Genomic DNA, 12,683 nt, shown 5'->3' on the forward strand with positions numbered 1-12,683 from the left:
AGCCCCCTCTTGGCCCGACCCTTGCTTTGGAGGCCAGCTTCCGCATTTGGTCGACCGCTGCTCATGCCAGGAATACTCCTACATCTATACTCTGTCATGTTTTGACTCAGGTCTCGCTATCCCCACACCATGCAAATTTTCAAACGCTTGTTGCGCTGGGCTCTGGTCCTGGCCTTTTCCGGTTTGCTCCTGGCAGTTGTCGCGGTAGGCGTGGCGTATTGGCTGATAGCCCCGAGGCTCCCTTCGGTGGCCGAGCTGAAGAACTACCCGATGCAGGTGCCGCTGCGCGTGCTGAGCGCCGACGGCAAGCTGATCGCCAGTTTCGGCGAGACCCGGCGCATCCCGGTGAACATCGAGAACGTGCCGGACCGGCTCAAGCATGCCGTGCTGTCGGCCGAGGACGCGGATTTCTACCACCACCCGGGCGTGGACTGGCACGGCATCGCCCGGGCCGGCTGGCACGTCGTCGTGACCGGCGGCGACAAGGGGCCCGGCGGCTCGACGATCACCCAGCAGGTTGCCCGCAACTTCTTCCTGAGCCCGGAAAAACTGTATTCGCGCAAGCTCACCGAGATCTTCATCGCGCTGCGCATCGAGCACGAGCTCACCAAGGACCAGATCCTTGAGCTGTACCTCAACAAGATGTTCCTGGGCCACCGCTCGTACGGCGTCGCCGCGGCCGCCGAGTACTACTACGGCAAGACGCTGGACCAGCTGACCGTGGCCGAATGCGCGCTGATCGCCTCGACCTTCCAGCTGCCGTCGGCAGTCAACCCGATCAACGGACAGAAGCGCGCGATCGCCCGGCGCAATTGGGTATTGGGCGAGATGCTGCGCCACGACTACATCACCAAGGCCGTGTACGAACAGGCGATCGCCGAGCCGAACCACGCCTACCCGCACGAGCAGCCGATCGAGGTGGATGCCCCCTACCTGGCCGAGATGGTGCGTCGGCAGGTGCTCGACCGCTTCGGCAACGATGCGCTGACCGAGGGCTACGTGGTCAGGACCACGGTGCAGAGCGCTCGCCAGCAGGCTGCCGTGGAAGCGGTACGCGACGGGCTGGTCGCCTATGACCGCCGGCATGGCTGGCGCGGGCCGGAGGCCCACCAGGACCTGCCGGCCGGCGCTGGCGAAGCGGATTTCGATGGCCTGCTGGCCAACTACGGCAGCGTCTCCGGCATGCAGCCGGGCATCGTCACGGCCAGCGACGCGAAGCAAGCGACGGTCTACCTGTCCAGCCACGAGAGCGTGATCCTCGACCTGGCCGGGGTCAGCTGGGCGCGCCCGCACATCAACGACGACCGCGTCGGCGCCGCGCCGACCAAGGTCGACAGCGTGCTCAAGCGCGGCGACATTATCCGGCTGGCGCGCGACGACAAGGGCGAGTGGCAGCTGGCGCAGATCCCCGCCGCCCAGGCGGCGCTGACCTCGATCGAACCGGAGGACGGTTCGATCCAGGCCCTGGTCGGCGGCTTCAACTTCGTGCGCAGCAAGTTCAACCGGGCCGTGATGGCGGCGCGCCAGCCCGGCTCCAGTTTCAAGCCGTACCTGTACTCGGCGGCGTTCGAGCGCGGCTTCACCCCAGCCTCGATCATCAACGACGCGCCGCTCGCCCTGCCCGATCCGTCGCGCCCGAACGGCATCTGGACGCCCTCCAACGACGACGACAAGTTCGCTGGGCCGATGCGCCTGCGCGAGGCGCTGGTGCAGTCGAAGAACCTGGTCTCGGTGCGCCTGCTCGACGCCATCGGCGTGCGTTACATGCGCGAATACGCCACCCGCTTCGGCTTCTCGCAAGACGCGATCCCGGCCAACCTGTCGATGGCGCTGGGCACCGCCTCGGTGTCGCCGATGGGCATGGCCCGCGGTTATGCGGTGTTCGCCAATGGTGGCTACCTGGTCACGCCGTATTTCATCCACGAGATCGACGACCGCAACGGCAAGCCGGTGTACGTGGCCAACCCCGCGCGCGCCTGCCGCAACTGCCAGGAGCGCCTGCTCGACACGCGTCCGCCCGGCCCGCCGCCGGCCGAGATGAACCCCACTCCCGCCAACAACCTGGCCAGCGCATCATCCGCAGCTCCCGCCGAATCCAGCAGCATCGACGGCGTCGGCGACGCGGTGCTGCCGGCCGACGCGCACGGCGACGGCGCGCACCCGCCGGTGCTCGCGCCGCGCGTGCTCGAGGCACGCAACGACTACCTGGTGACCTCACTGATGAAGGACGTGATCCTGCGCGGCACCGGCTCGGCCGCGCGCGCGCTGGAACGCGACGACCTGGCCGGCAAGACCGGCTCCACCAACGATCACCGCGACGCCTGGTTTGTCGGCTTCAACGGCGAGGTGTCGACCGCCGTGTGGATGGGCTTCGACGACTACAGCTCGCTCGGCCGCGGCGAGTTCGGCGCCAAGGCCGCGCTGCCGATCTGGATGTCGTACATGGGCAGCGTCCTGAAAGGTATGCCGTCGAGCACGTTGCCGATGCCGCCGGGAATCAGTACGGTATTGATCAACCGCAACAGCGGCCTGCCCGCCTCGGCGGGCGATCCGGACGGCATCAACGAAATGTTCAAGGTGGAAGACGTCGACCGGCTGCGCAGCCAGGCCGCCCAGCAGAAGGAGCAGGACCAGCAGCACGCCTACGACATCTTCTGAACCTTCGACGCGGTTTCCGGCGAGACGGAAGCCGCCGGTTACCGATCGATGAGGAGCCCGCCATGTCCCGAGGCGAACACCACCGCATCCACGCGCACGATCGCCTGCAACGCAACCGCTTGCGGGTTGCCCAGGAAGCCGCGCGACTGATGAGCGAGCACGGCATCCGCGACTTCCACCACGCCAAGCTGAAGGCGGCCGAGCGACTGGGCATCCTCGACACGCAGGCACTGCCGCGCAATCTGGAGGTCGAGCAGGCGCTGCGCGAGCACCAGCGCCTGTTCCTCGCCGACAGCCAGCCGCAATTGCTGCGGCAGCGGCGCGAGGCGGCGGTCGAGGCGATGCGTTTCCTCGCCGCGTTCGAACCGCGCCTGGTCGGCGCCGTGCTCGAGGGCACCGCCGACGCGCATTCGGCGGTCTGCCTGCACGTGTACAGCGACGACCCGGAGGCGGTCGTGCTGTACCTGCGCGAACACGGCGTGCCGATCGAAACCCAGGTGCGCCGGCTGCGCTACGGCCGCGACGAGCAGCCCGAATACCCGGTGCTGCTGTTCGCCGCCGACGAGCTGCCGTTCGACCTCACCGTGCTGCCGCGCGACGCGCTGCGCCAGGCCCCGCTGGACCGCGCCGACGACCGGCCGATGCGGCGCGCCTCGCTGGTCCAGGTGGAAATGCTGCTGGACGAAGACGCCGACGAGGCGTTCGAACAACGTCTGGGCGCGGCGTTGCGCTGAGCCCAGGCCGTCTTCCCATACCAAAAGCCCCGGCCATGGCCGGGGCTTTTGGTATTCCAGCGGGATGCCGCGATCAGCGTTTCGCGGTCGCCACGTAGTCGCGTACGTCGGCACCGGTATAGACCTGGCGCGGGCGGCCGATGCGCGATCCGGGCGTTTCGTGCTGTTCGATCCAGTGCGCGATCCAGCCAGCCGTGCGCGCGATCGCGAACATCACGGTGAACATCTCGGTGGGAATGCCCAGCGCCTTGTAGATGATGCCGGAGTAGAAGTCGACGTTCGGGTACAGCTTGCGTTCGACGAAGTACTCGTCCTTCAGCGCCGCTTCTTCCAGCTTCATCGCCACGTCCAGCAACGGGTCATTGACGCCCAGTTCGGCCAGCACCTTGTGGCACATCTCGCGGATGATCTTCGCGCGCGGGTCGAAGTTCTTGTACACGCGATGACCGAAGCCCATCAGGCGGAAGCTGTCGTTCTTGTCCTTCGCGCGCAGGATCGCCGACTCGACGTTGTCCGGCGTGCCGATCTCCTGCAGCTGCTTGAGTACGGCCTCGTTGGCGCCGCCATGCGCGGGGCCCCACAGCGCGGTGATGCCGGCGGCGATCGACGCGTACGGGTTCGCACCGGTGGAGCCAACCAGACGCACGGTCGAGGTGGAAGCGTTCTGTTCGTGGTCAGCGTGCAGGATGAACAACAGGTCCAGCGCCTTGGCCGCGACCGGGCTCATCTGCAGCGGTTCGCTCGGCACCTCGAACATCATGTGCAGGAAGCGGTCCACATATTCCAGGTTGTTGCGCGGATAGCGCATCGGCCAGCCGATCGAGTAGCGGTAGCAGGCGGCGGCGATCGTCGGCATCTTGGCGATCAGGCGAATCGCGGCGAGCTTGCGGTCGGCCGGGTCGTCGACGTTGAGGTCGTCGTGGTAGAACGCCGACAGCGAGGCCACCGCGGCGGCCAGCATCGCCATCGGATGCGCATCGTGGTGGAAGCCCTGGAAGAAGTTCTTCAGCGATTCGTGCAGCATCGTGTGATGCGCGACGTCGTGCTCGAACGTGGTGAACTCGGCCGGCTTCGGCAGCTCGCCGTTGAGCAGCAGGTAGGCCACTTCGAGGAAGCTGGAGTTCTCCGCCAGCTGCTCGATCGGATAGCCGCGGTACAGCAGCACGCCCTGGTCGCCGTCGATATAGGTGATCGCGCTCTTGGTGCTGGCGGTCGAGCCGTAGCCGGGGTCGTAGGTGAAGTGACCGGTGTCCTTGTACAGCGTGGCGATGTCGATGCACGCCGGACCGAGCGTGCCGCTGACCAGCGGCAGTTCGCTGCTGCGGTTGCTCGACTCATCCACCAGCTTGACGGTCTTGGGATCGGACACGGAAACCTCCTTACATGTGGGTCGTCGCCACCGGCAACCGCGATGGCGGCGCCGGCCGGCGAAGGAATGCCTGGGCATGGCGTGCCGGGGAAAGCACGCGATGCAACGGACGCGGTGACGTCAGTTCACCGACCATTATCGCACAAGGTCCCGTTTGCATTCGATGGCGAATGGTCGAATGCCGGGCACGAAAAGACACGGGGCAAGCCTGCGCCTGCCCCGTGTCTTGAATCGGATCTGCGCAGCCGGCGCCAGGCGCCGGCTGCCGCCGTCACTTATTCCTTGACGGAACCCGCGTAGCGGCGACGGAACTTGTCGACGCGGCCGCCGACGTCCAGCGTCTTCTGCTTGCCGGTGTAGAACGGGTGCGAATGGCTGGAGATATCCACCTTGATCAGCGGGTACTCACTGCCGTCTTCCCACTTGATGGTTTCCTTGCTGGACATGGTCGACTTGGTCAGGAACGCGAAGTCGGACGACAGGTCCTGGAACACCACCGGGTTGTAGTTCGGATGGATATCAGGCTTCATGGCAGGCTCTAAAGCGGTGGTGAAAAGAGCGGCATTATAACGAGGAACCGGCCACCCCTGCAAGTCTGCGCTCAGACCGGCACGCCCAGCGCACGCTGCACCATCGCGGCAAAACGGGCCTGGTCCACCTCCAGCACGATGTTCGCCCGGGCCGGCTGGCCCAGCCGCGCATCCCAGTCGACCACGGTGGCACCACGGGTCAGGCGGCCGTCCAGTTCCACCGCCACCGCCCGGGTCTCGCACCGGGTGACGATCGAAGGGTCGAGCGCCACCGCCATCGCCAGCGCGTCGGCTGCCACCAGTCCGTGGCGGTCGTGCTTCGTGTTGTAGCGGCGCGCCGTGGTCACGATCTTGCCGAAGAAGTCCGCGCGCCGATCGCCGGCGGCCAGCCAGCCGTCGAACTCAGCATCGTCGAAGGCATGCCGCAAGGTGGCTTCCCAGTCGACCAAGTCGAACGCGGGGAATGCCTCGAACACCACGTGCGCCGCTTCCGGGTCGAAGCCGATGTTGAATTCGGCCGGTACTCTGCCGGTATTGCCGCGGCCGGTGACCGCGCCGCCCATCACCACCAGCCGCGCCACCCGCTCGGGCAACGTCGGATCGAGCCGCAACGCCAGCGCCAGGTTGGTCAACGGGCCCAGCGCCACCAGGGTCAGCTCGCCCGGCCGCTCGCGGGTCAGCCGCAGCAGGGCCAGCGCGGCCGGTTCGTCAGCCAGCGCGGCAGCCGGCTCGGGGAAACCGATATCGCCGAAACCGTCCTCGCCGTGCACGAACGCGGCGTCTTCGTCCGGCGCGCGCACCAGCGGCGCGGCGCAGCCGGCAAACACCGGCGTGGCCGCACCGGCCAGGTCGACCAGGGTGCGCGCGTTGCGCACAGTATGGCCGAGGCCCACGTTGCCGGCAGCGATGCTGAGGCCGGCGATGTCGGCATGCGCGTAAGCCATCAGGATGGCCAGTGCGTCGTCCACGCCGGGGTCGGTATCGATCAGGAGTTGCGGTTTGCTCATGGGCGCGTCGTCATGGTTTAGCCGCTCAGTGTATTCGATGGGCGCCGGCCATCACGCATGCGCGTAGCGCGCGGCGCCGCCGATCCAGCGTTCGATCAGCTGCGCGGTCTGCCGCGGGTGTTCGGCCAGCATGTGTTCGCCGACCTGCTGCACCGCCGGCAACAAGTGCGCGTCGCGGGTGAGGTCGGCGATGCGGAAGCTGAGCTGACCGGTCTGGCGGGTACCCAGCACCTCGCCCGGACCGCGCAGTTCGAGATCCTTCTCCGCGATGCGGAAACCGTCATTGGTGTCGCGCATCACCTGCAGCCGCTCGCGCGCCAGCTGGCCCAGCGGCGGCTGGTACAGCAGCACGCAATTGGAGGCCACCGCGCCGCGACCGACCCGGCCGCGCAACTGATGCAACTGGGCCAGTCCCAGCCGCTCGCTGTTCTCGATCACCATCAGGCTGGCGTTCGGCACGTCCACGCCGACTTCGATCACCGTGGTCGCCACCAGCACGGCCAGCGCGCCGGATTTGAACGCGTCCATCACCGCCTGCTTTTCCTTCGGCTTCATGCGTCCGTGGATCAGGCCGACCTTGAAGCCGGCCAGCGCCGCGGAAAGTTCCGCGTGCGCCACTTCGGCCGCCTGCGCGCGCAGCTGCTCGGATTCCTCGATCAGCGTGCATACCCAGTACACCTGGCGTCCTTCGCCGCAGGCGGCGTGGATGCGCTCGATCACCTCGATCCGCCGCGCGTTCGAGATCGCGATGGTCTGCACCGGGGTGCGCCCGGGCGGCAGTTCGTCGATCGACGAGACGTCGAGGTCGGCGTACGCGCTCATCGCCAGCGTGCGCGGGATCGGCGTGGCGGTCAGCACCAACTGGTGCGGCACCAGCTCGCCATCCTTGCCCTTGTCGCGCAGGGACAGGCGCTGCTGCACGCCGAAGCGGTGCTGCTCGTCGACGATCACCAGGCCGAGCCGCGCAAACGCCACGCCTTCCTGCATCAGCGCATGCGTGCCGATGACCACCGGCGCGCCCTCGGCCACCCGCGCCAGCGCCTGCTTGCGCGCCTTGCCGGTGACCTTGCCGGCCAGCCACTCCACTTCGACGCCGAGCGGCTGCAACCAGTGCCGGAAATTGTGCAGGTGTTGTTCGGCCAGCAGTTCGGTCGGCGCCATCAGGGCAACCTGGTAGCCCGACTCCACCGCCGTCAGTGCCGCCAGCGCCGCGACCACGGTCTTGCCGCTGCCGACGTCACCCTGCACCAGCCGCAGCATCGGCTGCGGCCGCACCAGGTCGCGCGCGACTTCGTCGCCGACACGCTGCTGCGCCGCGGTGAGCCGGAACGGCAACCGCTCGAGCATTCGCCGCTGCAGCCCGTCGGCGCCCGTGAGCCTGGGCGCGCGCCGACGCCGTACCGCCGCGCGCATGCGCTTGAGGCTGAGGTGCTGGGTCAGCAATTCCTCGAACGCCAGCCGCTGCTGCGCCGGGTGCTGGCCCAGCATGAGCTGGCCCAGATGCGCGTCCGGCGGCGGCCGATGCACGTACAGCAGCGCGTCACGCAGTGAAGTGAGGCCGTGCCGGGCGCACAGCTCGGGCGGGATCAGCTCCAGTTGCGCGGCCGGCGGCAGCAGCGCCAGCGCCTTGCCGATCACTCCGGCCAGCCGTTTCGGACCCAGTCCCTCGGTGGTCGGATAGACCGGACTGAGCAACTCGTCGACCGTGGCCGCCGCTTCCCCGCTCAGACGCTGGTAGTTCGGGTGCACCATCTCCAGGCCCTGCGCGCCATGGCGCACTTCGCCGTAGCAGAGCAGTCGCGTCCCCGGCAGCAACTGCTCGGCCTGCGCCCGGTTGAAGTGGAAGAAGCGCAGCAACAGAGTCTGTCGGCTGGCGTCGCCGATCGCCACTTTCAATTGCGGCCGATAGCGAAAGCCGCGCTCGACCGCCTCGACCACGCCTTCGACCTGTGCCCGCTCGCCTACCCGCAGGTCGGCGATCGCGGTGATCCGGGTCTTGTCCTCGTAGCGCAGCGGCAGATGGAACCACAGATCCTGCACCCGCTCCAGCCCGAGCCGAGCCAGCGACGCGACCAGCGCCGGGCCGACGCCCGGCAGTGCACCGACAGGCGTGATGCCCGGGTCAGTACCGATAGCGGGAGCAGGACGGACGATGCGGGTGGCCATGACCTGCAAGCCTAACCGAGCACCGTCTCTTGTCGTAAGCCTGACGCCGACGCCGGTTGTCGGCGCGGGGCGCCGACGCGACTCAGTCCAGCACCATCACCGCGTCAACTTCGACCTGCGCCGCCTTCGGCAGGCCGGAGACTTCAATGGTGGAGCGCGCCGGGTACGGCTGCTGGAAGTATTCGGCCATCACCGCGTTGACCGCGGCGAAATTCGCCAGGTCGGTGACGTAGATGCCGACGCGCACGATCTGCGCCAGCGAGCCACCGGCCGCTGCGGCCACCGCGGTGAGATTGTCGAACACCCGCCGCGTCTGCGCGGTGATGTCGCCATCGACCAGCGCGCCCGTGGCCGGGTCGAGCGGAATCTGCCCAGAGAAGTACACGGTGTTGCCGGCACGCACAGCCTGCGAATACGGGCCGATCGCGGCCGGTGCCTGCTCGGTGGAGATGATGCTGCGGGACATGGATGGCCTCGTTGGGATTCGGGATTCGGGAAGATTACCGTGTCGCGACTCCCGTGCACACATTCCGGCGCGTCGAGACCCCGCACGAATCCTCAATCCCGAATCACAAAGGATAGCGGTAGGCCCCGCTGACCACGCCGGTGCGGCGCACGCGGCGGATCACGTCGGCCAGGTGCTTGCGGCTCTTCACTTCCATCGCGAACAGCAAGGTCGCGGCGGCGGCATCGCGCTCGACGTATTCCACGTTCTCGATGTTCGAGTCGGCGGCGGCGATCGCGGCGGCCACGGTGGCCAGCACGCCGGGGCGGTTGATCACTTCGATGCGCAGCTCGGCGCGGTAGTCGCCCTGCACGTCGCGATCCCATTCGATCGCCACGCAACGCTCGGGCGACTTGCGCAGCTCGGCGACGTTCGGGCACTCCTCGCGATGCACCACGATGCCCTTGCCCGAGGACAGGTAACCGATGATGTCGTCGCCCGGCAGCGGATGGCAGCAGTTGGCGAAGCTGAGCACGCCGCGCTCGGCGCCGGTGATGCGGATCTTCTCGTGCGCATGCGCCGACACCTGCGGCTTGCCCGCCTTCTTGCCGCGCGAGGCCAGCAGTTGGCTGGCGACCACGTCGGGCATGCGGTTGCCCAGCGCGATGTCGGACAGCAGTTCCTCCAGCCGCTTCAGCTTGGAGGTTTCCAGGAAGCGGTCCAGCACCGCCGGCGGAATGCCGTCCAGGCTGCTGCCCTGCGCGTCCAGCGCGCGGTCGAGCATGCGGTGGCCGAAGTCGACCGCGTCCTCGTGCTGCAGGTGTTTCAGGTACTGGCGGATCGCGGTGCGCGCCTTGCCGGTGACCACCACTTCCAGCCAGGCCGGGTTCGGCACCGCCGACGGCGCGGTGATGATCTCCACCAGTTGGCCCGACTCCAGCTTGGCGCGCAGCGGCAACAGCTTCTTGTCGACCCGCGCGGCCACCGCATGGTCGCCCACGTCGGTGTGCACGGCGTAGGCGAAGTCCAGCGCGGTGGCGTTGCGCGGCAGCGACAGGATGTCGCCGCGCGGGGTGAACAGGTAGACCTCGTCGGGGAACAGGTCGATCTTGACGTTTTCGATGAACTCCGACGACGACACCGTGCTCGCCGAGCTGTCGACCAGCGACGACAGCCACTCGCGCGCCCGTGCCTGCGCGCTGTTGGCCGGGCCCGAATCGGTCTTGTAGGCCCAGTGCGCGGCGACGCCGCGTTCGGCCACCGAGTCCATCTCGGCGGTGCGGATCTGCACCTCGATCGGCGCACCGAACGGGCCCAGCAGCACGGTGTGCAGCGACTGGTAGCCGTTCGCCTTGGGAATCGCGATGAAATCCTTGAAGCGCCGATCGACCGGCTTGTACAGCGCGTGCACCACGCCGAGCGCCATGTAGCAGCTCATCGCGCTGTCGACGACCACGCGGAAGCCGTACACGTCCATCAGCTGGGCGAAGCTCTTGTGATCGCCGCGCATCTTCGAATAGATGCTCCACGGCGACTTGATCCGCCCGACCACGCGGGCCGGCAGGTGGTCGGCGGTCAGTCGCGCGGACAGCGCCGCCTCGATCTTGCCCATCGCCTCGCGCCGGTTGCCCAGCGCGGCGCGGATGCGCTCGCTGATCACCCGGTAGCGGTCCGGGTACAGCGTGCGGAAGCCCAGGTCCTGCAGCTCCGCCTTGAACTTGTTCATGCCCAGGCGCTGCGCGATCGGCGCGTAGATCTCCAGCGTCTCGCGCGCGATGCGGCGGCGCGAGGGCGCATCCTTGGCGCCGAGCGTGCGCATGTTGTGCAGGCGGTCGGCCAGTTTGATCAGGATCACGCGGATGTCGCGCGCCATCGCCAGCAGCATCTTGCGGAAACTTTCCGCGTCGGCTTCCTGGCGGCTGCCGAAGCGCATCTTGTCCAGCTTGGTGACGCCGTCGACCAGCTCGGCCACCACCTCGCCGAACTCGGCGGCCAGAATCTCGCGGCTGAGCTCGGTGTCTTCCAGGGTATCGTGCAGGATCGCCGCGATGATCGTCTCGGCATCCAGGCCCAGCTCGGCCAGGATGCCGGCCACCGCCACCGGATGGGTGATGTACGGTTCGCCGCTCTTGCGCTCCTGCCCGGCATGCGCCTGCGCGCCGATCTGGAACGCGCGCAGCACGCGTTCGACCTGCGCCTCGGGCAGGTAGGCAATGCGTTCTTTCAGTGCCAGCACATATGGCGGCAGCGCGGACAGGTCGACCGTGGCGGGATGGGTGGCCGCAGTCATTGGTGCCGGCGCCTGGTCAGGCGCCCACCTCGCGACAGGAACTGACAATGGCTGCCGGGCGCATGCAGGCCATCGCACCGGACGCACCGGTGCGACGGGCATGCCTGCTACAGCAGCCGCCGTCCATCAGTCGTCGCCGCCCTTGGACAGGTCGTCGTCGACCTCGGCTGCGGCCCACTCCAGCGCCTCGCGCTCGGCGCGCTCGCGCTCGGCCTTGTCGATCTGGTCGATCGTGGCCTGGTCGATGCGGCGGGCGGCGATCTCGCGCAGCGCCAGCACGGTCGGCTTGTCATGATCGGGATTGACGGCCGGCTCGGCGCCCTTCTCCAGCTGGCGCGCGCGCTTGGTCGCCATCAACACCAGTTCGAAACGGTTGTCGACCACCTCAAGGCAGTCTTCCACGGTAATGCGTGCCATGCGAAATCCTTAGGGAATAAATGACTTATATGGTCTGACAGTGTAGCCAGCGGGTGCTTTGCTGGCAATGCGCGCGACGCGTATCATGGCGGGCTGGCCACGGACCGGCGCGCTTTCCATGGAAGCGGGCTGAAAGCCGTGCAAGATATAAAACCAGACAGTACACTTACTGCCTCCCGACGCGAACCCCCGCACCGATGCCCTCACCGCTTCGATTTCCCTTGTTGAGCCGCTGGTTGCCCGTGCTTGCGATCGTGTTGCTGGCCGGCTGCACCATCGCCAAGCCGCGCACCGACGACCCGCTGGAGAAGTACAACCGCGGCGCGTACAAATTCAACGACGCGATGGACAAGGCGGTGATCCGCCCGGTCGCGCTGGGTTACCGCAAGGTGACCAACCCGCCGGTACGCCGCTCGTTCAGCGACTTCTTCACCAATATCCGCATGCCGGTGACGGTCGCCAACGATCTGCTGCAGGCGCGCCCGAAGCAGGCACTGCAAAGCACCGGCCGCTTCCTGGTGAACCTGACCCTGGGCATCGGCGGCTTCTTCGACCCGGCCAGCCAGCTCGGCCTGCCGCTGGAAGACAACGACTTCGGCGTCACCCTGGCGCGCTGGGGCGCGCCGGAAGGTGACTACCTGATGCTGCCGTTCCTGGGCCCGAGCACCGTGCGCGACATCTGGCAGCGGCCGGTGGACAGCTACTTCTTCGATCCGCTGACCCTGTTCGCCAACAACCACCACTACAACGGCCTGCAGTACATGCCGCAGATGATGTACCTGGTGACGATCCGCTCGCGCGCGATCGACGCGGAAGGCTTCCTGCAGTCCGCCTACGATCCCTACGTGTTCATCCGCGACGCGTACCGCCAGCAGCGCCTGTACAAGATCTACGATGGCAACCCGCCGGTCGAGATCATCCAGCAGATGCAGGGCCTGGACGAGCAGAACTTCGACCCCGAGGAACTGCTGGACCAGCAGCACCAGTGGGAAAACAAGCACCCGGACAAGACGACCCGGCAACCATAAGCGGGGACCGAACCGACACGAAGAAGGGGCCGCAAGGCC

10 protein-coding genes are annotated in these 12,683 nt (G+C 67.5%); 3 read left to right on the forward strand and 7 right to left on the reverse strand.

All coding sequences use genetic code 11. The annotated features are described in order from the left end of the window. The first annotated feature begins 129 nt into the window (after positions 1-129). On the forward strand, positions 130-2,658 hold the full coding sequence (locus ASG75_RS08220; protein ID WP_056387764.1) for a penicillin-binding protein 1A: 2,529 nt from the start codon (positions 130-132) through the stop codon (positions 2,656-2,658). A 62-nt stretch (positions 2,659-2,720) separates the two neighbouring features. Next, positions 2,721-3,392, forward strand: coding sequence for a hypothetical protein (locus ASG75_RS08225; protein WP_056387767.1), 672 nt, complete (start codon positions 2,721-2,723; stop codon positions 3,390-3,392). A gap of 73 nt (positions 3,393-3,465) precedes the next feature. On the opposite strand, the gene ASG75_RS08230 is transcribed toward ASG75_RS08225, so the two are convergent. The 7 genes from ASG75_RS08230 to rpoZ all read right to left on the reverse strand — a co-directional run bounded on the left by ASG75_RS08230 (position 3,466) and on the right by rpoZ (position 11,616). Continuing rightward, positions 3,466-4,761: a citrate synthase gene (locus ASG75_RS08230; protein WP_056387769.1), complete on the reverse strand. Its 1,296-nt coding sequence runs from the start codon at positions 4,759-4,761 to the stop codon at positions 3,466-3,468. A 275-nt stretch (positions 4,762-5,036) separates the two neighbouring features. Beyond that, positions 5,037-5,291, reverse strand: a complete 255-nt coding sequence (locus tag ASG75_RS08235) for a type B 50S ribosomal protein L31 (protein WP_056387772.1) — start codon at positions 5,289-5,291, stop codon at positions 5,037-5,039. A 71-nt stretch (positions 5,292-5,362) separates the two neighbouring features. Beyond that, entirely contained in the window at positions 5,363-6,298 is a 936-nt protein-coding gene (locus ASG75_RS08240; protein WP_056387775.1) for a nucleoside hydrolase, read from the reverse strand. 51 nt (positions 6,299-6,349) lie between these two features. Next, positions 6,350-8,464: an ATP-dependent DNA helicase RecG gene (recG, locus tag ASG75_RS08245; protein WP_056387778.1), complete on the reverse strand. Its 2,115-nt coding sequence runs from the start codon at positions 8,462-8,464 to the stop codon at positions 6,350-6,352. Between the two features lie 82 nt (positions 8,465-8,546). Continuing rightward, positions 8,547-8,930: a RidA family protein gene (locus ASG75_RS08250; protein WP_056387781.1), complete on the reverse strand. Its 384-nt coding sequence runs from the start codon at positions 8,928-8,930 to the stop codon at positions 8,547-8,549. Between the two features lie 103 nt (positions 8,931-9,033). Next, positions 9,034-11,199, reverse strand: a complete 2,166-nt coding sequence (locus ASG75_RS08255) for a bifunctional (p)ppGpp synthetase/guanosine-3',5'-bis(diphosphate) 3'-pyrophosphohydrolase (protein WP_056387784.1) — start codon at positions 11,197-11,199, stop codon at positions 9,034-9,036. A 126-nt stretch (positions 11,200-11,325) separates the two neighbouring features. Beyond that, the gene (rpoZ, locus tag ASG75_RS08260) at positions 11,326-11,616 is read right to left on the reverse strand and encodes a DNA-directed RNA polymerase subunit omega (protein ID WP_007509529.1); all 291 of its coding nucleotides are present in this window, start codon (positions 11,614-11,616) and stop codon (positions 11,326-11,328) included. A gap of 197 nt (positions 11,617-11,813) precedes the next feature. Between rpoZ and ASG75_RS08265 the strand changes: the two genes are divergently transcribed. Next, complete coding sequence (locus ASG75_RS08265; RefSeq protein WP_056387790.1) at positions 11,814-12,644, forward strand: VacJ family lipoprotein; 831 nt, start codon at positions 11,814-11,816, stop codon at positions 12,642-12,644. Positions 12,645-12,683: the final 39 nt, after the last annotated feature.

It is taken from the genome of Rhodanobacter sp. Soil772 (genome assembly GCF_001428385.1).
In the GTDB taxonomy this organism is placed as follows: Bacteria; Pseudomonadota; Gammaproteobacteria; order Xanthomonadales; family Rhodanobacteraceae; genus Rhodanobacter.

Excerpts from the sequence above, each read along its gene's own strand:
- ASG75_RS08220 (WP_056387764.1), top strand. The coding sequence starts at position 130 with ATGCAAATTTTCAAACGCTTGTTGCGCTGGGCTCTGGTCCTGGCCTTT.
- ASG75_RS08225 (WP_056387767.1), top strand. The coding sequence starts at position 2,721 with ATGTCCCGAGGCGAACACCACCGCATCCACGCGCACGATCGCCTGCAA.
- ASG75_RS08235 (WP_056387772.1), bottom strand. The coding sequence starts at position 5,291 with ATGAAGCCTGATATCCATCCGAACTACAACCCGGTGGTGTTCCAGGAC.
- ASG75_RS08240 (WP_056387775.1), bottom strand. The coding sequence starts at position 6,298 with ATGAGCAAACCGCAACTCCTGATCGATACCGACCCCGGCGTGGACGAC.
- recG (WP_056387778.1), bottom strand. The coding sequence starts at position 8,464 with ATGGCCACCCGCATCGTCCGTCCTGCTCCCGCTATCGGTACTGACCCG.
- ASG75_RS08250 (WP_056387781.1), bottom strand. The coding sequence starts at position 8,930 with ATGTCCCGCAGCATCATCTCCACCGAGCAGGCACCGGCCGCGATCGGC.
- ASG75_RS08255 (WP_056387784.1), bottom strand. The coding sequence starts at position 11,199 with ATGACTGCGGCCACCCATCCCGCCACGGTCGACCTGTCCGCGCTGCCG.
- rpoZ (WP_007509529.1), bottom strand. The coding sequence starts at position 11,616 with ATGGCACGCATTACCGTGGAAGACTGCCTTGAGGTGGTCGACAACCGT.
- ASG75_RS08265 (WP_056387790.1), top strand. The coding sequence starts at position 11,814 with ATGCCCTCACCGCTTCGATTTCCCTTGTTGAGCCGCTGGTTGCCCGTG.